We start from the raw sequence: 21,816 nt of genomic DNA on the forward strand, positions 1-21,816 counted from the left end.
GATTTACACATTTAATTGTATATTATTACCTATACATTAAGTGTTAATTTATGTCAATAAATAGTTTGTTTTGCCCTGCAATAAATGTTTCTTTCGACCTATAAAGGGGGTGTGTAATCACGAAATGAGAAAACAAAGAATAGTGTAACATTCTTGGTTTCCAATTATTAAACCGCATTTTTCTTCGTAAACAGAAAGGAAGTTTAGTTTATTTTAAATTTACTAATTGTAGTCGCTAGTTCGGTGCTTAAATGATTTAATTGCTCTGATGCTTCTGCAACAGATTGAATGGCAGTAAGTTGTTCATCACTAGAGGCACTTACTTCTTCGCATGCGGCTGCTGTTGATTGGGCTGTAAGGGACATTTCCTCAATCGTTTGAACTACCCGATCTTTAAAGGAGATAATTCCTTCCATTTCAGAGATAACATTTTTAAAGGTACCTTCCATATTTTCAATGAGAGAAGATAGATTTTTAAATAGGGAACCTGTATCTTCTACAACTGCTCCTTGATTATCAAAAGTGTTTTGTATTTCTTTCATTTGATTGGTCACTTGTAGTGATTCCGATTGTAATTCTTGAATCGTCGACTTTACTTGTTCTGTTGCAGATGCAGATTGTTCTGCTAATTTCCTTACTTCCTCTGCTACAACCGCAAAGCCTTTACCATGTTCACCTGCTCGGGCAGCTTCAATACTTGCATTTAAGGCAAGTAAATTTGTTTGAGCTGAAATCTCAGAAATCGTGTTCATAACTGTGCCAATTGCACCAACTTTATTTTCTAAATTGTTAATTGCATGGACCATATTTGTTAATTCAGATTTAGAATGATCAAAGGAGCCAAGTAAGTTTTCCATTTTTTCATGGCCGATAATATTTAATTGATCTGCTTCAGTTGCAATATCATGAAGAGAGTTTGTCTGGACCTTCATGCTATTTATTTTTTCGCCTAATTGGCCAGTTGTTTCGGTTACTAAATCGGCATTCTCAGAAGAAGTCGTTGCACCGATTGCAATGTCATTAACAGCTTTTGATACTTCCATACTAGAAGCACTTGTTTCTTCAGCTAAGGCACTTAAATGTTGAGATTGCTCTTCAACATGGCTTGATGATTCTTGAATCACCATAATAATTTTTTTCATATTTTTAATCATTGAATTAAAGTGTTGGGATAAGATACCAATTTCATCTTTCGATTTTATATCGATATTAACTGATAAATCTCCTTTTGATACTTCTTCCATAAGGTTACCTAATTGGTGAATAGGTTTTAAAGTGCGAGTAATGAAGAAGTATAAGACAACTAAAGTGATAATTACGATGCCAATAGCCACAACGATAATTACTTTTTGAAGACTATTTGATAATGCGTGAATATTATCCTTTTCATAAACTGCTGCAACTGTCCACCCAACCTCAGGTATTTTACTGTAAACGGTGATAGATTCTTCTCCATCAATTAAACTATGTAAATTGTTTAGTTCTTTCTTATCAGATTGAATTGTTTGAACAAATTTTTCTTCACTTAAATCTTCTCCCATTTTTGTAGGGTGAACGATAGCTACCCCTGTATTATCTAAAATGAATGGATAACCCTCATACCCTAATTCGATAGAAGATAGCATATCTGTTAATTGGGATAATAAAATGTCTACACCTAAAACCCCAATGACATCATCTCCATTTTTAACAGCAACTGAACCCGTAATCGCATACTCACCAGACACGCTATCTAGGTAAGGGGATGACCATACAAATTGATCCGGATGTTCAATGGCATTTGTATACCAAGGACGGGATTTAATATCTAAATCTGCTATACCTTCAAAATGCGGTTCAATAATCGTGTAATCTCCATCTGAAAAGTAGATACCTGATGCTGCATCATAGATAGATAAATAGTCAGCTAAATCTGTACGATAAAGGCGGTCAGCATGATCGTTATATACTTTAGAATTAGAGTGGAAGTTTTGCACGTCTGGAGAAGAGGCTAGTTTCAATATACTCTTCTCATAAGTAGATAAAAACGTCGTAATAGTTGAAGATAGTCCTTTAACAACAACTTCACTTTGTTGTACCGTGCTATCTTCGGTTTTGGAAGTAATTAATATAGAACTTATGGTAGATAATGTTCCTAAACCTAAAATAATGATAACTAGGACTATAGAAATAATCCGCCATCTAATTGAGTTCTTCACAGTAAAATCCTCCTAATATAAATTAATATAAAATTATTACTATAATACAAATAAATTTTCCGAATTGCACTAAAAATTTGTCTATTTTAGTAAGAAAAAACTTTTAAAAGAACTAATCGTAATAGATAAAGATTGATATGCTATTAGTTTCAAGCTGTTCAATGGGATGAAAAGATGGGAGTACAGGAAGGAGAAATCATTTCATCAATCGAATCATCCATATGTGAGACTATTTTCACTGTGAAGGAGATACATACAAAAATGAAAATAAAGAGTGAAATATTTTTAGAAGGAAATTCAATTGTTCTTATTCCCTTTGAAATGAAATATAAAGAACAATTGTTTGAGGCACTAAAAAGTCCGAAAGTATGGGAATATACTTGGCGAGAGGTTAAAACATTCGATGATTTTGAGCAAATTTTTATGGCTGCTATTCAAAATAAGCTGGATGGTGAACAAATTCCTTTTGTCATTCAAGATAAAGCTACTGCAGACGTAATCGGAACCACTCGAATTGGAGACATAGACCGTATTAATCGGAATGTAGAAATCGGTTGGACATGGCTTTCCCCTTCGTATTGGAGGACAGGGGTGAATACTGAATGTAAGCTTTTATTACTGCAATATTGTTTCGAAGAGTTACAAGTTATGCGAGTTCAATTTTCGGTTAGTGGACAAAATGTGCGTTCACAACAAGCGATTGAACGAATAGGGGCTACAAAAGAAGGAATCTTTCGTAAACATCGTATAAAGGCTGATGGGACAGTTCATGATAATGTATTTTACAGCATTCTTGACGATGAATGGAAAAGGGTAAAAGGTAATTTAATGGAATTAGTAAAAAGGAAATACTAATTTGAGTAGAAAAAATAGTTAAATTTTTTCTGAAACGTTTGAAAGGATGATTATGTGAAGAAAGTATTTGGACTTTGTTTTATATTAGCAGCGATACTCGTAATGTTTATTCAATCTGAAATGAAATGGAATGTAAAAGAAAAGGGGATAGAAGAGGTTCTAAGTGATTCTCTATTTGAAGACGCGGCAACGAAGTTTGGTTTACATGCTATGGGAGTATCCATGGAAGAACAAATTTTAACTGTGAGAATAGATAATGTCCAACATAAAGAGGACACATACGATTACTTTAAAGAACAACTAGATTCTAACGGTATAGCAGATTATAGAGTTGAAGTATTTGTTGATCAAATCGATTTATAGTTTGAATCGATTTAATAAATGATAATAGCAAATTTTGCAACAAAAAACCTGATTAGTATACTACTAATCAGGTTTTTACAAGTCGTTTTAAATTCCATTATCCATTAGACAATGGGTGGCTCTTTTTACAATATATTCAATCGGTTCTTCGTTACATAGTTCAATCGAAACAAAAGGAAAGGATTGGAGAATCGATTGCTTGAACAGGTTTAAAATCTTTGGATGATGTTTTAAAACGCCGCCATTTACATATAATGGCATTATTTCGTTTTGATAATGAATTTTATGCAAAATTGCGCTTACTAATAAAAAAAGCTCATAGGCGGCATTTTGTGCAATCATTATGGCGTGCTCATCACCGATGGATACAGCTTTTGGTAATATTGAGCTAATGCTAGCTAATTGAGCGTTTGTATAACTAGGGTGGTAGAGCCATGACATAAGCTCCCCCATCGATTTAATTTGTAGTTTCTCGAAGACAAGCTCTTTCAAAATCGTTGGTCCGTCAAGTAGACCATCTTCTATACGAAAAAGGGTGTTGACTATTTTTTGACCAATCCAGTAACCGCTACCCTCATCGCTTGCCCGGTGTCCCCAACCGCCTGTACGAACAACCTTCCCATTCCCATTAGTAGCAAAGGCAACAGAGCCGGTTCCCGAGATAACCAATGCTCCAGGATGATTTCCCACTAAACCAAGTAATGTGGCGTGGACATCATTTTCTACAATGATGTTTTCCGCACGAAATGGGGTTTTTTTCAAGCTTCGTTTTATAATGTCTCTTATAATCGCCAAATCTATTTCTGTATCCAATCCAGCAATAGCAAAGGCCGCAACATCTATTTGTTTTAAATTTATAGAACGATAGGCCTCAGAAAGTAATTTACTCAATACTTGTATGGCGACATCTTCTCCTACCGTTTGATAGTTAGAGCCCTTTGCTGTTTGTTCAAATAACTTTTTCCCTTTTGAGGATCGTACCGTTAAAGTCGTTTTCGTTGCACCGCCGTCGACAGCTAAAATGATTGATTCTTTCATTCTTTATTCCAACCTTCTAAAAACTGGCGCAGTTGCTCTTCACATCGTAAAATTTGTTCTTCCTTTTCCTTTACCCAATTTTCTAATAGTGGTGAAATCGCTTGTGCTTGGAGAAGGGAATTACGCATCGTTTCCGGTGCTGGACCGCCTTTAAGTGTACGAACTTTAACGAAGAAATCTGGTTTTAATGCATTATAAAATTGATCTTTTGAAATCTTTAAAGGTCTGCCTACTACTTCAAGGGATTTTTCATTAGCTAACTCCCAAGTTAAACTTTGAAGGGAATCCTTCTTCGCCTCTAATAAAGTTTTCACGCAACTACTAACAATACGATGGGATTGTCTAAACGAAATCTTCTCTGAACGAACGAGGGAGTCAGCCAACTCGGTAACGTTGGCAAAGCTATTTTCTGCCCGTTTTAATAGTTTCTCTTTATTAACATCCATGGTGACAACTAAACTACCAAAAAGTTTATAGATTCCACATAATTTTTCCACAGCGCGCCACAAGTAAGGTTGCATATCATCCTCGGTATCCACAATATCTCCAAAAGGTGTATTATGAATCATTTGTAAAACCGTTGAAGCATCACCTACAACTGAAGATAGTAGAGAACGTGTATGTTCAATAGATACTGGATTTCGTTTTTGAGGCATAATGGAACTTACTTGGACATAAGGGCTTGCAAGGCTAAAAGCGTTAAACTCTTGGGTTGCCCATTGTAAGAAATCTTGTGAAGTACGCCCAAGGTTCAAAGCAGCAAGTTGCACGACACTGGCAGCTTCAGCAATATAATCTGCACCTGCAACAGCATCCCACGCATTTTCGATTAATCCATCAAACCCAAGTAACACTTTCATCCGTTCCCGATTAATTTTAAATCCTGTTGTTGTAAGAGCTGCTGCTCCCATACTGCTTTGGTTAATCGTTTGAAAGGCTGCTTGCATCCGTTTGAAATCCCGTGTTAGTTGATCAATCACTGCTTTTAAATAATGGGCAAACGTTGTCGGCTGTGCTTGTTGTGTATGTGTGTAGCCTAACATAATGGTATCGATATGCTCCTCTGCAAAGACAATTAAAGAAGAGCGGAGAGCAAGCAATTCATTCATCAGTGAAAGTAATTTTTTTCGTAATGTCATGCGATAAATGGCTATTCCCATGTCATTACGACTTCTACCTATATGCAAATTACCAGCTACATCACCGGCAAGTTCAATTAATTTATTTTCTATGCGGAAAAACAAATCTTCAAATTGTGGATTGTAATCTCGATGTTCAAAGTAATTCAAATCAAGCTTCGCGATAGCCTGCCCGATTTGTTTTGCCTCATTTTTTGTAATCAGTTGCTGTTCTTCAAGCATTTTTAAATGAGCAATATGTATGTGGACCATCGCTCTTAAAAAGTGCTTTTTCGCTTCATCGTATGCAGGTTGAAGTACCATTTGACGATAACTATTAGAAGGAAAATGACTGCCCTCAATTTCTTTAATTCGGCTTTTATAATCTTGAAACATCATAGAATCGCCTCCGCAAAAATACCTTTCCAATTCTTATTCACATTATTTAAAAGATTACCTTTCAATTGGTACTCTTTTAACAAGAGGTCAAGAAGAAATGACTTATACTTATTAAATGTTAAGCTGTATTTTTTAATTGGGCTAGGACAGTTGGTAGTATCATTCCAATAAGTACTAATACAATACCGGAAATTTGTATGATAGATAATGTTTCATGTAATACAATAACGGACGCAATGACTGCTACAGGTAATTCCATCGCACTTAAAATTGATGAAAGTGCCCCACCTACCTTAGGTGCTGCAATGGAAAATAGGAAAATTGGTAAAATGATTCCGAAAATACCTAAAACAATCCCGAATATCCATAACTCTGTGCTAAATAATTTTCCGCTCCAAATTACCTCAGGTGCTGAAAAGATACAAATCGTAATGAAGGCTACGATGGACATAAAGAGGGTCCGAGTAACTGTTGTAATCCCTTCTACTTTTTTAGAATTAATTTGAATAAAAATCGCAAAACTAGTAGCTGCTATTAGACCATATGCCCATCCTTGCCAAGGGATTGCAGAAAGATCCGTATCCATCACTCCGGCAGCTAAAATAGTACCTGAAAATAAAAACAATAACGACATTGTTTCAAACCGATTTGGCCATCTTTTATGCAGTAAACAGTCAATCAATAGACCTATCCAAGTAAACTGGAAAAACAATACGACTGCCAGGGATGCCGTAATGTATTCTAAAGCATGTCCATAAACAATCCCTGTCGTCGCTGTGAAAATACCAGCTGAAAGAATTGTAATAAACCCTGAGAAGTTTAACTTAGGCATACTTCTTTGTGTCATGATAAATAATAGTAAAGCGATTAAAAACCCCATAAAATACTGGCTTGTTACTGCTTCGGGAGATGTGAATCCATAACCCATTGCCACTTTAATAATGGTAGATAATATGCCATAACTACTAGATGCGATGACGATAGATAATGGATAATAGAGTTGTAATTTCATGTTGTAATAACCTACATTTCTAGTTTCAATTTATTTTTCTTCATCATATGATAGAATGATTTATTTTAATTGTCCAAAGAGCTGATAAGAAAATTAAAAATATCCCCCTAAAATGATAGTTTTGTATTATATTACCACTAATGACGAGTAGAGGCCTTCTTTATAAGCGGTTTCCAAAAAATCTCTGTTATTTCCAACTTTAGTCTATACACAGGAAAAATTATAACAAATTATTGAAGGAAGATATGACCTTTTCACTGTCTGAATAGTTTTAAAGTTTCGATGTGGGTCAATTTTATGATACCCTTATTAAAGCAAATATTCGGAGGTCTAACTACTCATGGGTGAGTCAAATAAAGATTTCGTATTAGTTTACGGAGATGCTTTTGTTGATTTTATAGCGGATGATATAACGAACAAATCGTTTACAACATATTTAGGTGGAGCAACAGTTAATGTTGCAGCGGGAATTAGTAGAATCGGAGCACCGTCAGCTCTAATTACCATTACAGGTGATGATCGTACGTCGCAATTTGTGCAAACAGAACTTAATAAAGAAGGCGTGAATTTGGATTACGCAATCATGTTACCGGAGAAGCGAGTAAGTGGCGTTTACGTGCATTTAACAGCGGAATGTGAACGTATTTTCAAAGATTACGTGGACGAGACACCTGATTTACAAGTAACACCAGAGCAATTGAATGAAGAGGCTTTCAAAAGAGCTTCAGTATTTAATGTTTGTTCCGGTACAATGTTTCATCCAACAGCTCTTGCAACGACAAGAAAAGGTGTAGAAATGGCAAAAGAAAAAGGTGCAATCATTGCCATTGATGCAAACATTCGTCCGTTACGGTGGGGTAGTGAAGAAATTTGTCGTGAAACGATTATTTCATTTTTTGAAGATGCCCATATCCTTAAATTAACAGATGAAGAATTATTCTTTTTAACCGAAACGAATGATTTACATGAGGGTATTGCAAAGTTAAACCAATATTTAGTACCCATTGTATTAATTACAGTAGGGGCAAACGGAGCATATGCTGTCTTAAATGGTGAAACAATTCATGTTCCGACTGATAAAGTAAACGCAGTAGATACAACAGGATCTGGAGACGCCTTTATGGCCGGTGTATTACGTTTTGTTCACTTTAATGGCTTACCGACAACAAATGAAGATTTATTTAAATGCGTAAAATTTGGAAATAAGTTAGGAGCGTTGGCTGCTACTAAGCCAGGAGCACTAACGGCGCTTCCTCATTTTGATGATATAAAAGAGTGGTTATAAAAAAGGGTCGTCTCAAATGTAGAGACGACCTTTTACTGTTTATGGAATCATATCTAACTATGGAAATGAATATTTTAAAATAACGTATTATGTTTCCTTTTTTTCAGCTTGTTTATTCAGGCTAATATAAAGTGAACCATTTTCAAGATATTGGGCAAAATAAACGTTTTTAATATCTTTTACGTTTTTCTTTTTTAATTTATTTAATAGCCATTCCTCCGTTAAATTCAATTCATCTAAATTACTCTTATTTATTTTCCCATCTGAAATAAGTTCTGTAGGCATATGTGGAGGTAAAGAAACGTCAGCCTTTACATCTTGTTTAGTTGCTGTACTATTTGCCGGTTTTTTTAACACACTTAGTTCTCCGTTTGTTTCAAATACAGCATAGTGTACTTCATCAAAGGAGAAAATGCCTTGTTCTCTTAAAAGCATACCAAGTTCATCTATGTGGAGTCGTGCCTTTTTCATGCCACTTTTAATAATTGTTCCATTTTGGATTAAAATCGTTGGCCTGTCATCTACTAGCACGCGTATTCTAGAGGATTTTAGTGAAATAAAACTAATAAAAAGGGTAAGGAGTGCCCACCATATTAAAGAGGTAAACCCGTCCCAAAAATCTGTTCGATGTTGTGTAGAAACTTCAGCTGCAATCGATCCAATTGTAATCCCGGTGATGTAATGGAAAAAAGTTAATTGACTTAATTGTTTTTTTCCAATAACTCTTGCAACAATTAGGATAGTGGCAAAAGCCAAAGTGGATCGTAAAATCATTTCAAAAAAGTGAATATGTTCAAAAGCATGCATATGAATACTCCTTTCGTTCTAGTATTAAGATGAGCGAAAGATAAAAACTATATGCAGACTTTTCAAGAAGGAACAAAAAACAGCATCGCAATAGTTAGCAAATTTCTAACCATTGGGATGCTGTTTTAAAATATTTACTTATTTGAAATACCGTAAATGGAATGAATAAGGTGCGGATTACTAACGAATCCTTCTTTTATTTTCACTTCATGCATTCGATTTTCAAAGGAGAATTTGAAAATCCCGTTATCGAAATCTGTACCAATTTCTTTAAAGAAAATACCTTCAATGGACGGAAACTTAGGACATGTAAAAACAATTTTATAGTTTTCAAAGTCTTGAATGACATAAGCGCGTACGCCTTTTTCAAAAGTACCAGAAGCTTCATCTTCGATGGGACGTTTAACGGCCACGATATGGAAGTCAACGAAGGGTACTTCTTTTAGTAAAACATTTAAAAACGATCCCTTTGTAATTTCTTCCCATCTACTTTGGGCACTTTGCCCAACGATAATTTGTGTTACATTATTTTCCCTTGCAACTTCAGCAATAATTTTTTGAATAGGACGTTTTTCATTATCTTTAATAATAAATTTTTCTACTTCTAGTTCTTCTGCAAGTGCAGTCCATCTTTCAATGTAACCAGATTTTTCAGCATCAAACGCATCAAGGGGTTTTGTATCAACTGTTAATATATAAAGTGGACAGTCGAGTAACGTCGCAAGTTTATGGCCTCTACGAATAAGACGCTCACCATTTAGTCCGTAATAGACACATACTAAAATACTTTCATCCATTCTTTTAACATGCTTCATCGTAGTTTGCTCCTCTTAAAATTTGTTCATTATCAAAATATTAAAATTGCAAGTTTTTAGCGAAAAACCGTATAAAAAAGCTAAAGTGAATGCGAATTGAGTGCATCTAAGCCATTCTTACTGTATACTTAGTATTGTTATGTTTATTATTGTTTGATCAAATTATTATCAAAACTAACATTTTTGCAAAATAGTATAAATTGGAAATTCGTGCTTTATCTATATGACACATTATTATAAGTGAGTATTTTTGGAAGTCAAGTAGATATACTAATTCTAATTTTTAAATTTGCATGATGTTACAAAGAAGTAGGAGGTATTAGCTTGTGACAATTGATATTGCCATCATACTAACTCCGTTTATTATGGCAGCACTTATTCCCATTTTTTATAGGCGACTGAGGAAAAACATGATCGGTTGGGTCGTTCTTATAATTCCTGTTAGTTTATTCCTTTTATTAACTACGTATATCCCTCGTGTTGCAAAAGGTGAAGTTTATTCACATACATATGAGTGGATCCCCTCGTTTAATTTAAACTTTACGACTTACATAGACGGTTTAAGCTTAATTTTTAGTTTATTAATAACCGGTGTCGGAAGTTTAGTCATTTTGTATTCCATTTTTTATTTATCAGTGAAGGAATCCCTTCATCATTTTTACTGCTATTTATTGCTTTTTATGGGAGCGATGCTTGGTGTCGTTTTCTCAGATAATTTAATGGTTTTATACGCGTTTTGGGAGTTAACAAGTGTTTCATCCTTTTTATTAATTGCTTTCTGGCATCATCGAAAAGCCTCAAGAGCGGGTGCACGAAAATCAATGACGATTACGGTTTCCGGTGGCGTTGCCATGCTTGTAGGTTTTTTAATGTTGTATGCTATGTCGGGAACATTTAGTATTCGGGAAATTATAAATAATATTGATGTTATAAGTGGTCATGTATTGTTTATTCCTGCGCTATTATTAGTTCTTTTCGGTGCTTTTACAAAGTCTGCACAGTTCCCATTCCATATTTGGCTTCCTGATGCGATGGAAGCGCCAACCCCTGTAAGTAGTTACCTACACTCCGCTACGATGGTTAAAGCGGGAATTTATTTAGTGGCGCGTTTTACACCCATATTTGGTGGTGAAATGGTGTGGTTTTGGACTATCACTGGAGTAGGGTTAATTACCTTATTTTGGGGATCCTTTAATGCCGTTCGACAAGTAGATTTAAAAGCTATATTAGCCTATTCAACGGTAAGCCAGCTTGGACTAATTATGAGTTTGCTCGGATTAGGATCTGTTGCCGTCTATTTAGGTTACTCCACGGAAACCGTTATGTATACTCAAGCAACATTTGCTGCACTTTTTCATTTAATTAATCATTCAACATTTAAAGGTGCTTTGTTTATGATGGTTGGGATTGTTGACCATGAAATCGGAACAAGGGATATTCGACGTTTAGGTGGGTTAATGGCCATTTTACCTTTTACGTTCACCATTGCCATAATCGGTTGTTTTTCAATGGCAGGATTACCACCATTTAATGGTTTTTTAAGTAAAGAGATGTTCTTTACTGCAGTTTTAAACATTACTGAATTAAATATTTTCTCTATACACAATATTGGACTATTAATCCCAATCGTAGCATGGGTCGCTAGTGTTTTTACCTTTGTTTATTGCCTCATTATCGTAAGTAAAACATTTTTAGGGAGCATGAAGCCAGATATTGTAGAGAAAAATCCACATGAAGCACCCTTTGGAATGTTACTTCCTCCGTTTATTTTAATCGGTCTTGTTATTACGATTTTCTTCTTCCCCAATCTATTAGGGGAGTATATTTTGAAACCTGCTATGTTAAGTGTCTATCCGACATTTCCATCTGCCGAAGAAATGACACCCCATATTTCTGCGTGGCATAGGATTAACACGGAATTATTAATGACATTAGGAGTAGTCGTTTTAGGTATTATTTTATATCGTTTCTTAAAATACTGGTCAAAAATTTATCGTCTATTCCCGAAACAATGGACACTGAATGCTATTTACGAGAAAGTCATTACTTCCAGTGAAAATATATCAGAAAGTATTACGAAACGATATATGAGTGGACATTTAACGCATTACTTTGTCTATATATATGTGAGCTTTGTCGCAATTGTTGCGGGCACTTTTATTGCCCTTGATGCCTTTGAATGGAATCCCACTAACGATGCAGTGATTGAAAACTATGAATTAATTTTAGTATTTGTCATGATTTTTGCGGCAGTAGCAATTTTGTTTGCGAAATCTCGCATTACAACAGTTTTATTAAACGGTGTCCTCGGTTACTCCGTAGCCTTTTTCTTTGTTATTTTTAGAGCGCCAGATTTAGCTCTTACCCAACTTGTTGTTGAATCGGTCACAACCGCATTGTATCTAATTTGTTTTAAATTCCTTGCAGAGTTGAAACCAGAGCGATCTACGAAACGAGTTAAAATATCCAATGGGTTAATTTCTGTTTTTGTAGGAGCTACGGTTACGTTAATCGGTTTAACAGTAGTGAATTATGATAAGTTCAAATCGATTTCCTCCTATTTCGAGGATTCCTATAACCTTGCTGGGGGCAAAAATATTGTTAATACGATTTTAGGAGATTTCCGTGCCTTCGATACGATGCTGGAAGTTGTCGTTCTCTTTATAGCTGGCTTAGGAGTATTCGCACTCATTAAGCTAAAAGCAAAGAAAGGGGATGTAGATATTGAAAATTAATGATGTCATTTTAAGAACGGTTGTAAAAGGCGTTATTTTTATTATTTTAACCTTAGGTGTCTATCTCTTCTTTTCTGGTCATAATGCTCCAGGGGGAGGCTTTATAGGAGGACTTGTCCTAGGTTCAGGACTTGTTCTGCTATATATTACGTACGATTTGGAAACCGTGCATAAAAAAATGCCCTTCGATTTTAAGAAAGTTGCTGGTTTAGGAGTATTATTAGCAACTGGATCAGCCATTGGTTCTATCTTTTTTGATGCACCCTTTTTATCTCAAACGGATACGTACTTTACCTTTCCCATATTAGGAGAGAAACATTTAACTACTGTGACAGTTTTTGAAGCAGGGGTTGCTTTAACTGTTATTGGTACGCTTGTTACGATTATTTTAAGTATTAGTGAGGATGAGTAGAATGGAATCTTTAATGATGATATTAATTGGAATTCTTGTTGCTGTTGCGACCTATTTAGTCCTCTCAAGAAATATGATTCGAATCATTTTAGGGACTGCCTTGTTATCTCATGCTGTTCATTTGCTTATTTTAACAGTGGGTGGCTTAAAAAAAGGTGATGTTCCATTACTTAGTCAATCTGAGGGACCTTTCACCGATGCCTTGCCACAAGCTTTAATATTAACAGCTATTGTCATTAGTTTCGCAACAACCGCATTTCTACTTGTTTTGGCCTATCGGACATATAAAACGAATGGTTCGGATGATTTGCAAGAATTGAGAGGAATGCCTGATGAATAATTTACTTGTATTACCGCTAATAATTCCGATCATTACAGCAGTGGTTCTTGTATTTTTAAAGGACCATATTGTTCTCCAAAGAATTATTAGTTTTATTACGATGCTTTTTGTTACTGTACTTTCGTTCATTTTATTAAACATTGTTCAAACAGAAGGAATATTACGATTAGATTTCAGTGGATGGTTACCACCATTCGGCATTCTTTTTGTTGCAGATTCCTTTGCCATGATCCTCGTTTTAACAGCTAGTGTTGTGACGACGATTTGTCTACTTTATGCGTTTTCAACAATCGGAAATCGCCACGAAAAAATGTTTTTTTATCCCTTTGTTTTATTTTTAATTGCAGGGGTAAATGGCTCCTTTTTGACAGGTGACATTTTTAACTTATTTGTTTGTTTTGAAGTAATGTTACTTGCCTCTTATGTCTTGATTGCCCTTGGTGGGGAAAAGAGACAGTTAAGGGAGTCTTTAAAATATGTATTAATCAATGTTGTTGCCTCATGGATGTTTCTTGTGGCTCTTGCCTTTTTATATGGAACAGTAAAAACGTTAAATATGGCTCATATTGCAGTACGTGTTGCAGAGGCAGGACAGGACCCGTTACTTACAACAGTATCTATTCTCTTTTTAATTGTCTTTAGTTTAAAGGCAGGATTACTATTGTTCTTTTGGTTGCCAGGTTCCTACAGTGTGCCACCGACCGTAGTGCAGGCTTTATTTGCAGCTCTCCTAACGAAGGTTGGTATATATGCTCTTATTCGTACGTTTACTCTGATGTTCCCACTTCAACAGGATGTAACTCATACCATTATTGGAATTATGGCGGGCGTGACGATCATAGCAGGCTGTATGGGGGCATTATCAGGGCGTGATATATATACGATAGCAACATATAACGTCATTATTGGTGTTGGTTTCATCTTAATAGGTTTAGCTGTAGGAACAGAAACTGCTATGACAGGAGCTATTTATTATTTGATACACGACATGTTAGCGAAAGCTTTATTATTCCTATTAGTCGGAATGATGTTTTATATAACAGGAGAATCTGTTGTAAAGAAAATGAGTGGGCTTATTAAAAACTATCCTATTTTTGGGTGGATTTTCTTTATAGTTATGCTTGCACTAGCAGGTATACCTCCGTTAAGTGGATTCGTTGGAAAAGTGTTAATCGGACAAGGTGCAATTGAAGCAGGTTCTTACATTTTACTTGCCCTTGGTTTTGCCTCGAGTATTATCGTTTTATATTCATTACTGCGGATATTCCTAGCATCCTTTTTTGGTGAAACTACTATTAGTTTGGAAGATAGTAAGCCAATTCCTAAAGGCGCCTATTGGTCTTTTATTTTGTTTACTATATCGATTGTCTTTGTCGGTATGGGAGCCGAATCATTGGCGGTTTATGTAAAGGATGCAGCGGAAACATTAATGAATCCTTCAATTTATATTGATGCTATTTTAAAGGGGTGAGGTAAATGTTCGGGCAGTTTTTACTCAATTTATTCATAGCACTACTATGGCTGTTATTAGTCGATGAACCAACCCCTCAATTAACGACCTTCTTTACTGGATTTATTGTTGGGATCGGTATTTTGTATGTGATGCATAGATTCTTTGGTACCCAATTTTACTTAAGAAAATTATTTAAAGTACTTTATTTAATATTGCTCTTTATTAAAGAATTAATCATATCCAGCTTTTCAGTGATGAGACAAATATTATTTCCGAAATTACAAATCAAGCCGGGTATTTTTACGTACAAAACAAATTTAAAAGGAGAATGGGAAGTGACAACGTTAGCCCTTCTTCTAACGCTTACACCTGGATCTGTCGTAATGGAAGTTTCAGAAAGTGGAGATGTGTTTTATATTCATGCGATGGATATAGAAGAATCTAAGGAGTCGGTTATTCGATCGATTGGCAAGTTTGAAAAAGCAATTATGGAGGTGACGCGGTAGATGAAAGAAACAATACTCTTACTAGCGTTAATACTATTTATGGTGGCCATAGCATTAGTACTTTATCGTGTAATTGTAGGGCCTACAATGCCAGACCGTGCCATCGCTTTAGATACAATTGGAGTGAATTTGATTTCTTCCATAGCAATTGTTTCGATTATTCTAAGTACGACCGCATTTTTAGAGGCCATTTTAATTTTAGGAATTTTAGCGTTTATCGGGACAATTGCCTTTTCGAAATATATCGAAAGGGGTGTCATTGTTGAGCGTAAAGGAGATTCTTGAGTGGGTTGCGGTTTTACTTATATTATTTGGCTCAATCGTAAGCGTTATTAGCGCATTAGGATTAATTAAATTACCGGATGTTTATACAAGGTCGCACGCTGCATCAAAAAGTTCCACATTTGCCGTTTTAGCTTGTTTATTAGGAGCGTTTATTTACTTTTGGGTAGTGGATGGCTATGTAAGTATTCGGTTAATTTTAGGGATTATTTTCGTCTTTATTACATCTCCAGTTGCGGGACATTTAATTTGCCGTGCAGCATATCGTGCCAATGTACCGTTAGCTGAAGGTTCAGGAGAAGATGAATTAAAGCCAGTTCTATTTGGTGGAGAAGGTGTAGTAGGTTCCTCTGTTGATTTGGAAGAAGGTACTGAAAAATAAGTTATCCACATAACGTTACCATTCGCTTTTTATAAAAGTGAATGGTTTTTTTAATTTGTGAATAACTTTTTTCATTTTCGATTGGAAACGAAAAATAATGTGTGGACAAATGGTGTAACTGAGGATAAAGCTGTGGAGAAACTGTAATAAGTGGATAGCTTTATTAATCATTGTGGATAATTATTAGTAAGAAATACAGTGGAGGAAAACTCCTAACTTACTAGTATTTTTATATAGAGGAAAATATATCTGTTTATTAGTTTAACGATTCTCTACTTGAATGTGCCAAACCATGTTAATATTATTGATGAAGGTGATTTAATCATTTACCCATCAACTTATTAACGAATCGAGCGAAATGTTTTGAAAAGAATTTTAAAATTATTTTTATTTATTATCGGAATCTATTTATTTTTATATATAAATAACCATTGGATTGTGACAACTGAACATGTTTATGAATCGGAAAAAGTTCCTGAAAACTTTGATGGTTTTCGTATTACCCAAGTATCGGATTTACACGATGCCGTCTTTGGTGATAACCAGCACAATTTAGTAAAGGAAGTACAAAATACAGATCCAGATGTCATTTTCATTACAGGTGATGTCATTGATAGCAATCGTTATGATTTAGAGCAAAGTTTAGATGCTGTCCGTCAGTTCGTAAAGATTGCCGAAGTTTATTATGTTATTGGAAATCATGAAGTAGCTACGAACAAAGTAAATGAAATTTATGAGGCTTTAAATGCGCTAGGAGTTCATGTTATGCCTAATACGTCTGTAACTCTTAAAAGAGAAGGGCAAAGCATTACTGTTGCAGGAATTGAAGATCCGTTAAACGGATATGATACACAAAGTATGTTGAACCAAGCATTGTCGTCTGTAAATCGAGAGAATCTAACGATTTTATTAGCCCATCGTCCTGAACAATTTACTACTTATGTTGAAAATAATATTGATCTTGTTTTCTCTGGCCACGCCCATGGAGGTCAAGTACGGATACCGGGTATTGGTGGACTGGCTGCACCTGGCCAAGGTTTCTTCCCAAAATATACAGCGGGAACCTATGAAGCCGATGAAACTGTTATGAATGTCAGTCGTGGGTTAGGAAATAGTGGTTTTCCATTCCGTATTTTCAATTTACCTGAAATAGTTATCGTTGATCTTAAATCGAAATCATAAACAGTAATAATGGCGAGCCGTATATGCTCGCCATTTCCGTTATATGTTTTTTTTCATTTCTTCCAGTAAATCTTGGGCGGAAATACTTTTTTCTCCACCGCCTTGAACAAAGGTGTCATTCCCACCACCTTTACCATTGATTAAGGGTAAAATGGCAGTGGAAATTTCTTTCATACTTTTTTTCACGTTAACCCCACGGGCTGCAATAAATTGGAGTTTATCTTCGTTGTTTGCAACGAAAAGGCAAATTAATTCACTATGTTGACTTACTACAGCGCGGCCAAGCTTTTGTAATGTTTGAACAGTACGGTTTTCGAAGGTGCAAGCAACGATGTTATTTGTACGATTTGCTACAAGCTCTTTAGCTTCATATTCTATTAAATGATTTTGAGCATCTTCTAAAGCTTTTTCAGTCGCTTTTACCTCATTTAATACTTTCTTAAGAGCTGTTGCGGCCGTCTCTTCCGGTACACTTAATTGTCTTGCCACATCCGATAAAACATTTTTTCGCATAGCGAGCTGTTTTAGCACACGATTCCCACAAACAAAGGATACACGAGTATTCTTTTTCATTTTTTCGGTTCCCAAAATTTTAATGGCATTTACTTGCCCTGTAGACGTAGGGTGAGTACCGCCGCAGCCGTTATAATCATAGTCGGGGATAATGACTAAACGAATATCTTCATCAACGGAAACGTCTTTACGTAATGGGTAATTAGGAATCTCTTCTTTTGTAATCCATTTTGTTTCAACCGGGCGATTTTCAAGAATGATTTCATTTGCTCTTTTTTCCACAAGGGCAAGCTGTTCGTCGGTTACTTGTTCCGTTGCTAAATCGATTGTTACAAGCTCACTTCCTAAATGGAAACTAACTGTTGGGATATCCATTAGTTCTACAAAGGCAGCGGTTAAAATATGTTGACCACAATGTTGCTGCATATGATCGAATCTTCTTTCCCAATCTAAGACGCCTACTACCTCTTCCTTAAGAGAATTAATATTCCCTTCAATATAATGATGGATTTCATCATCTATTTTTTCCACATCAATGACCCGAAGGTTTTCAATAAAACCTGTATCATGAGGTTGTCCCCCGCCTGTTGGATAGAAAGCTGTATTAGAAAGGACTACATATGGTCTTTCCCCGTTGATTCCAGTCCGGATAACTTTAGCTCTGAACTGCTTCATCATGGAATCTTGATAATAGAATAATTCCTTCATGATTATTAACTCCTTTTTTGTTTCCAGTTAAAACTATTTTTACATATATATTAGAAAGTGTCACTTAATGGCGAACTTTATCTTTTTTATTACTATTTTTACATTTTCAATGTTTTCATTGTGAGTATAGTATTGTAAACTAATAGAGCATAAAATAGTAAATTTATACGTATTTAGCCAAAAAATAATAATTAAATAAGGTACAAAAGTAGGGGTGTTGAAAATGAAAAGAATTATCTTTTTGGTATCTTTTATCATTTGTTGTCTAGTGCTAACTGCATGTTCGAACGATGAGAAAAGCACTAAAAATGAACAAATAAAGGTTGGAATTATGTTATCTGATGCAGGGCTAGGCGATCAATCCTTTTCAGATATGGGCTTTATGGGGCTTGAAAAGGCTCGAGATGAACTCGGAATTTCATTTGATTATCGTGAATTGAAAGATACGGAAACGTATGAAAAAGGACTTGAACAATTAGTTCAAGAAGGAAACGATTTAATCATTGGACTTGGTTTTTCCATTCAAGAAGACTTGGAAAAGGTTGCAAAGAAATATCCGGATAGTTCTTTTTTAATTATTGACTCCCAATCAGAGCTACCGAATGTTAATTCCATTACCTTTAAAGAAGAAGAAGGTTCATTTTTAATTGGAGTAGTAGCAGGAATGAAAACCAAGAGTGATACGGTTGGATTTGTTGGTGGAGAAGAAGCTGAACTTATTAAAAAATTTGAAAAAGGATTTGTTGAAGGTGTAAAAGCTGTAAATCCAGATGCAAAAATTCTCTCAAAATATTCGGGTACCTTTGGTGATGATAAATTAGGAGAAAGTATAGCGAGAGAAATGATTGCTTCAGGGGCAGATTACATTTATCCAGCTGCAGGCTTTACTGGGGTAGGCGTCATTTTAGAAGCGCAACGCCAAGGAGTATATTCCTTTGGAGTCGATAGCGACCAGTTTTATCTGGCCGAAAAATCGGTTGTTTCTTCAATGGTTAAACAAGTAGATGTAGCTATTTATGATACGGTAAAAGAGTTAGTAGAAACAGGGGAAATTGCAGAAAAGGATAAACAACTTGGGCTAAAAGAAAATGGAGTGGCTATTGCACCGATTCGCGCCATTGAACTTATCCCTTCAGAACAAACAAAGATTGATCAATTTATTGAAGACATTTCAAACGGTAAAATCACCGTTTTAGAGTAGGAGCGATATAAAGATGAAGTTGAAACCAAAAATATTACTATTAGCTATTGTTCCTTTAGTGTTTTCTACTTGTATTATTGGGTTTAATATTAGTCAGTTAATTACGTTGAAGTCTTCTACTGAAGAAGTTGTGGATTCGCTTATCACAGTTGAGGAGTTAAATAGTTCTGCTAAAGGTCTTCAAAAATCTTTAAGTGGATATGCTCTGAATGTATCTGAAAGTAATAAAAATGATATTAAGCAAGATTTGGAATCGATTCAAACGATATTTAATGAATTAGTACCTATGTTAAATAAAGAGCAACAAACATACTCAGAAAAAATTAAAAGTAAATATGAAGAAGTTTTAGGTGAATCGACGAAGGCAGTAAATGAAAACAACTTAGCGGAAATTAAAAGACAATCGATTCGTACAAAAGGTTTAATTAATGATGTGATTGAATTGAAACGAAATATTTCAACTCAATATACAAACATGCAAGAAGATTTACAACAAAATATAAACCAAATTATTTGGATTTCCGTTATTTTATTAACTTTACTTTTAATTGAAACGATTGTAGGTTCCTACATAGCAGTTAATCGACTAGTTAAACGTATTTACAAAGTTATTCATAATGCAGAAGAAATTGCGAGTGGCAATTTAGGGATTGAAATAGAGGACAATAAAAATAAAGATGAGATTGATTTTTTACAAACTGCATTTAAGAAAATGACCAACAACTTGAGAGAATTCCTTACCCATGTACAAGATAGTTCTAGTCAAGTAGCAGCTTCTGCAGAAGAGTTGATGGCAAGTGCAGATGAAACGATGAAAGGTGCAGAATTAATTTCTGCATCGATTCAAGAAGTATCAAGCGGGGCAGAAAAGCAGTCAATGATGTCCATTGAGTCCACACAATCAGCGGAAGATAGCTTAGTGGCGGTGAAGGAAATTTCCCAAAAGGCCACTTTAGCACAACAATTATCCATTTCAACAGGCGAGAGAACAAAGCAAGGTTCGAACTATGTGAAAGAGACTGTTTTACAAATGGAGAGAATCAATCAATCTGTTGAAGAGACAGATGGCGCTTTAATTACGTTAAACAATCAAACAAAAGAAATTGTGCAAGTATTGTCTAAAATTACAGAAGTAGCTGATCAGACAAACTTACTTTCTTTAAATGCATCGATTGAGGCAGCTAGAGCTGGAGAAGCAGGAAAAGGTTTTGCTGTTGTAGCGGATGAAGTGAAAAAGTTGGCAGAACAAACAAGAAGTTTAGTATCAAGTATTACAGAAATTGCAAAACAAATTGATGTAGATACAGAGAAAACAGTTAGTTCTATTAATGATGTGAAAGAAAGGGTCAATACAGGATTAAAAATTGCCTCTGATACGCAAACTACTTTTGATGAAATTTTATTAGCGGTGCAAGACGTTCAAACGCAAGTAAATCATATTACAGTGGTAACAAATGAAATTGAACAGGGTGTTTCAAAAGTATCCAATCATTCAAAAGTAATGTCTGAAGTGTCAAAAGCAACTTCAGATAATTCCTCTTCTGTAGCAGCAACGTCTGAGGAGCAACTGGCATCGATGGAAGAAATTACGGGAGCTGCCGTTTCTTTAGCTCATCTCGCAGAAGAATTACAAAAGCAGTTGTCTAAATTTACAATTTAATGAGAGTACGTGTATGATAAAATAAACTAGCCAAAGAAGCAGGTATAATGATGCTTTAGGAGCTTTAAATAGTAAGGGAGTATCGTTTATGGAAATTACACAATTCTCACTGGAAGAAATAAAGGATCCAACGAATATCATCGAAGGAAGACGTTTTGAATTTTTACTGGACGTTGAAGTAGATGAGGAAGATGAGCTTTATTCTGAAGCAGGTATTGAGGTTCGTGTTTTGATTGGACAAAAGTCAGAAGGCGAAACGTATTTACTAAATTATTTTATCAAAGATAAAGGGAAAAACGACTATTTGGACTTTGCACTAGAAGAAGATGAGGAAGCTATTATTTTGGAATTCTGTAAAGAACAATTGTTAAATGAAGAAGTAGAATAAGGAGAAAAGGGGCACAAAATTCATTGTGCCTCTTTTTTTTCGGTATTAAAAGACCTTTCTTTTTCTTTTCGATAAGCATATTCCTCTATTTTGCTCCATATAATTCTCAGATAATTTTAATAAATCTAATGAAAATGTATAATTTTAAGAAAAATACTGTTATA

The 21,816-nt window shown here is 35.1% G+C and carries 21 protein-coding genes; 14 read left to right on the forward strand and 7 right to left on the reverse strand.

Annotated elements, in window-relative coordinates:
- Positions 1–203: 203 nt before the first annotated feature.
- Positions 204–2,198 (reverse strand): methyl-accepting chemotaxis protein, encoded by a 1,995-nt coding sequence (locus H9636_RS19385; RefSeq protein ID WP_191707757.1) that lies wholly within the window; start codon positions 2,196–2,198, stop codon positions 204–206.
- Positions 2,199–2,459: 261 nt separating this feature from the next.
- Between H9636_RS19385 and H9636_RS11665 the strand changes: the two genes are divergently transcribed.
- Positions 2,460–3,053, forward strand: coding sequence for a GNAT family N-acetyltransferase (locus H9636_RS11665; RefSeq protein ID WP_191707758.1), 594 nt, complete (start codon positions 2,460–2,462; stop codon positions 3,051–3,053).
- Positions 3,054–3,107: 54 nt separating this feature from the next.
- Positions 3,108–3,416, forward strand: coding sequence for a hypothetical protein (locus H9636_RS11670; protein WP_191707759.1), 309 nt, complete (start codon positions 3,108–3,110; stop codon positions 3,414–3,416).
- A gap of 87 nt (positions 3,417–3,503) precedes the next feature.
- Here H9636_RS11670 and H9636_RS11675 read toward each other — a convergent pair whose 3' ends face one another.
- From H9636_RS11675 to H9636_RS11685, 3 genes are all read right to left on the reverse strand, one after another.
- On the reverse strand, positions 3,504–4,454 hold the full coding sequence (locus H9636_RS11675; protein WP_191707760.1) for an N-acetylglucosamine kinase: 951 nt from the start codon (positions 4,452–4,454) through the stop codon (positions 3,504–3,506).
- Positions 4,451–5,971: an argininosuccinate lyase gene (gene argH, locus H9636_RS11680; protein WP_191707761.1), complete on the reverse strand. Its 1,521-nt coding sequence runs from the start codon at positions 5,969–5,971 to the stop codon at positions 4,451–4,453. Before argH ends, H9636_RS11675 begins: the two co-directional genes overlap by 4 nt.
- Before the next feature lie 118 nt (positions 5,972–6,089).
- Entirely contained in the window at positions 6,090–6,983 is an 894-nt protein-coding gene (locus H9636_RS11685) for an EamA family transporter (protein ID WP_191707762.1), read from the reverse strand.
- Between the two features lie 340 nt (positions 6,984–7,323).
- Here H9636_RS11685 and H9636_RS11690 point away from each other — a divergent pair, with 340 nt between their 5' ends.
- A complete protein-coding gene (locus H9636_RS11690; protein WP_191707763.1) occupies positions 7,324–8,268 on the forward strand; it encodes a carbohydrate kinase family protein in 945 nt (314 codons plus the stop codon).
- A gap of 87 nt (positions 8,269–8,355) precedes the next feature.
- Here H9636_RS11690 and H9636_RS11695 read toward each other — a convergent pair whose 3' ends face one another.
- Both H9636_RS11695 and H9636_RS11700 read right to left on the reverse strand, forming a co-directional pair.
- On the reverse strand, positions 8,356–9,075 hold the full coding sequence (locus H9636_RS11695; RefSeq protein ID WP_191707764.1) for a DUF421 domain-containing protein: 720 nt from the start codon (positions 9,073–9,075) through the stop codon (positions 8,356–8,358).
- Positions 9,076–9,209: 134 nt separating this feature from the next.
- Positions 9,210–9,890: a universal stress protein gene (locus H9636_RS11700; protein ID WP_191707765.1), complete on the reverse strand. Its 681-nt coding sequence runs from the start codon at positions 9,888–9,890 to the stop codon at positions 9,210–9,212.
- A 326-nt stretch (positions 9,891–10,216) separates the two neighbouring features.
- Here H9636_RS11700 and H9636_RS11705 point away from each other — a divergent pair, with 326 nt between their 5' ends.
- The 8 genes from H9636_RS11705 (at position 10,217) to H9636_RS11740 (ending at position 17,182) form a co-directional block, all read left to right on the forward strand.
- Entirely contained in the window at positions 10,217–12,625 is a 2,409-nt protein-coding gene (locus tag H9636_RS11705; RefSeq protein ID WP_191707766.1) for a Na+/H+ antiporter subunit A, read from the forward strand.
- Positions 12,615–13,037: a Na(+)/H(+) antiporter subunit B gene (locus tag H9636_RS11710; protein ID WP_191707767.1), complete on the forward strand. Its 423-nt coding sequence runs from the start codon at positions 12,615–12,617 to the stop codon at positions 13,035–13,037. The genes H9636_RS11705 and H9636_RS11710 overlap by 11 nt, the downstream gene beginning before the upstream one ends.
- Position 13,038: 1 nt before the next feature.
- Positions 13,039–13,377 carry a Na(+)/H(+) antiporter subunit C gene (locus H9636_RS11715; protein ID WP_122972699.1) on the forward strand — a complete coding sequence of 113 codons (339 nt, stop codon included), beginning with the start codon at positions 13,039–13,041 and terminating at the stop codon, positions 13,375–13,377.
- A complete protein-coding gene (locus H9636_RS11720) occupies positions 13,370–14,848 on the forward strand; it encodes a Na+/H+ antiporter subunit D (protein WP_191707768.1) in 1,479 nt (492 codons plus the stop codon). The genes H9636_RS11715 and H9636_RS11720 overlap by 8 nt, the downstream gene beginning before the upstream one ends.
- A gap of 5 nt (positions 14,849–14,853) precedes the next feature.
- Complete coding sequence (locus H9636_RS11725) at positions 14,854–15,336, forward strand: Na+/H+ antiporter subunit E (RefSeq protein WP_122972701.1); 483 nt, start codon at positions 14,854–14,856, stop codon at positions 15,334–15,336.
- Positions 15,337–15,621 carry a Na(+)/H(+) antiporter subunit F1 gene (locus H9636_RS11730; protein ID WP_191707769.1) on the forward strand — a complete coding sequence of 95 codons (285 nt, stop codon included), beginning with the start codon at positions 15,337–15,339 and terminating at the stop codon, positions 15,619–15,621.
- On the forward strand, positions 15,599–16,000 hold the full coding sequence (locus H9636_RS11735) for a Na+/H+ antiporter subunit G (RefSeq protein WP_191707770.1): 402 nt from the start codon (positions 15,599–15,601) through the stop codon (positions 15,998–16,000). The genes H9636_RS11730 and H9636_RS11735 overlap by 23 nt, the downstream gene beginning before the upstream one ends.
- A gap of 363 nt (positions 16,001–16,363) precedes the next feature.
- Complete coding sequence (locus H9636_RS11740; RefSeq protein WP_191707771.1) at positions 16,364–17,182, forward strand: metallophosphoesterase; 819 nt, start codon at positions 16,364–16,366, stop codon at positions 17,180–17,182.
- Between the two features lie 39 nt (positions 17,183–17,221).
- On the opposite strand, the gene H9636_RS11745 is transcribed toward H9636_RS11740, so the two are convergent.
- Positions 17,222–18,403: an alanyl-tRNA editing protein gene (locus H9636_RS11745; RefSeq protein WP_191707772.1), complete on the reverse strand. Its 1,182-nt coding sequence runs from the start codon at positions 18,401–18,403 to the stop codon at positions 17,222–17,224.
- Positions 18,404–18,626: 223 nt separating this feature from the next.
- Between H9636_RS11745 and H9636_RS11750 the strand changes: the two genes are divergently transcribed.
- From H9636_RS11750 to H9636_RS11760, 3 genes are all read left to right on the forward strand, one after another.
- Complete coding sequence (locus H9636_RS11750) at positions 18,627–19,604, forward strand: BMP family lipoprotein (RefSeq protein ID WP_191707773.1); 978 nt, start codon at positions 18,627–18,629, stop codon at positions 19,602–19,604.
- A 13-nt stretch (positions 19,605–19,617) separates the two neighbouring features.
- On the forward strand, positions 19,618–21,264 hold the full coding sequence (locus H9636_RS11755; protein WP_191707774.1) for a methyl-accepting chemotaxis protein: 1,647 nt from the start codon (positions 19,618–19,620) through the stop codon (positions 21,262–21,264).
- Positions 21,265–21,352: 88 nt separating this feature from the next.
- Complete coding sequence (locus tag H9636_RS11760) at positions 21,353–21,652, forward strand: DUF6509 family protein (protein WP_191707775.1); 300 nt, start codon at positions 21,353–21,355, stop codon at positions 21,650–21,652.
- The last annotated feature ends 164 nt before the right edge of the window (positions 21,653–21,816 follow it).

Source organism: Ureibacillus galli, assembly GCF_014836845.1.
GTDB lineage: Bacteria > Bacillota > Bacilli > Bacillales_A > Planococcaceae > Ureibacillus > Ureibacillus galli.

What these genes read in the sequence shown, in the direction of transcription:
- argH (WP_191707761.1), bottom strand. Translation starts at nt 5,971, where the DNA reads ATGATGTTTCAAGATTATAAAAGCCGAATTAAAGAAATTGAGGGCAGT.
- H9636_RS11730 (WP_191707769.1), top strand. Translation starts at nt 15,337, where the DNA reads ATGAAAGAAACAATACTCTTACTAGCGTTAATACTATTTATGGTGGCC.
- H9636_RS11745 (WP_191707772.1), bottom strand. Translation starts at nt 18,403, where the DNA reads ATGAAGGAATTATTCTATTATCAAGATTCCATGATGAAGCAGTTCAGA.
- H9636_RS11725 (WP_122972701.1), top strand. Translation starts at nt 14,854, where the DNA reads ATGTTCGGGCAGTTTTTACTCAATTTATTCATAGCACTACTATGGCTG.
- H9636_RS11690 (WP_191707763.1), top strand. Translation starts at nt 7,324, where the DNA reads ATGGGTGAGTCAAATAAAGATTTCGTATTAGTTTACGGAGATGCTTTT.
- H9636_RS11760 (WP_191707775.1), top strand. Translation starts at nt 21,353, where the DNA reads ATGGAAATTACACAATTCTCACTGGAAGAAATAAAGGATCCAACGAAT.
- H9636_RS11720 (WP_191707768.1), top strand. Translation starts at nt 13,370, where the DNA reads ATGAATAATTTACTTGTATTACCGCTAATAATTCCGATCATTACAGCA.
- H9636_RS11750 (WP_191707773.1), top strand. Translation starts at nt 18,627, where the DNA reads ATGAAAAGAATTATCTTTTTGGTATCTTTTATCATTTGTTGTCTAGTG.
- H9636_RS11665 (WP_191707758.1), top strand. Translation starts at nt 2,460, where the DNA reads ATGAAAATAAAGAGTGAAATATTTTTAGAAGGAAATTCAATTGTTCTT.
- H9636_RS11695 (WP_191707764.1), bottom strand. Translation starts at nt 9,075, where the DNA reads ATGCATGCTTTTGAACATATTCACTTTTTTGAAATGATTTTACGATCC.
- H9636_RS11755 (WP_191707774.1), top strand. Translation starts at nt 19,618, where the DNA reads ATGAAGTTGAAACCAAAAATATTACTATTAGCTATTGTTCCTTTAGTG.
- H9636_RS11685 (WP_191707762.1), bottom strand. Translation starts at nt 6,983, where the DNA reads ATGAAATTACAACTCTATTATCCATTATCTATCGTCATCGCATCTAGT.
- H9636_RS11700 (WP_191707765.1), bottom strand. Translation starts at nt 9,890, where the DNA reads ATGAAGCATGTTAAAAGAATGGATGAAAGTATTTTAGTATGTGTCTAT.
- H9636_RS11675 (WP_191707760.1), bottom strand. Translation starts at nt 4,454, where the DNA reads ATGAAAGAATCAATCATTTTAGCTGTCGACGGCGGTGCAACGAAAACG.
- H9636_RS11715 (WP_122972699.1), top strand. Translation starts at nt 13,039, where the DNA reads ATGGAATCTTTAATGATGATATTAATTGGAATTCTTGTTGCTGTTGCG.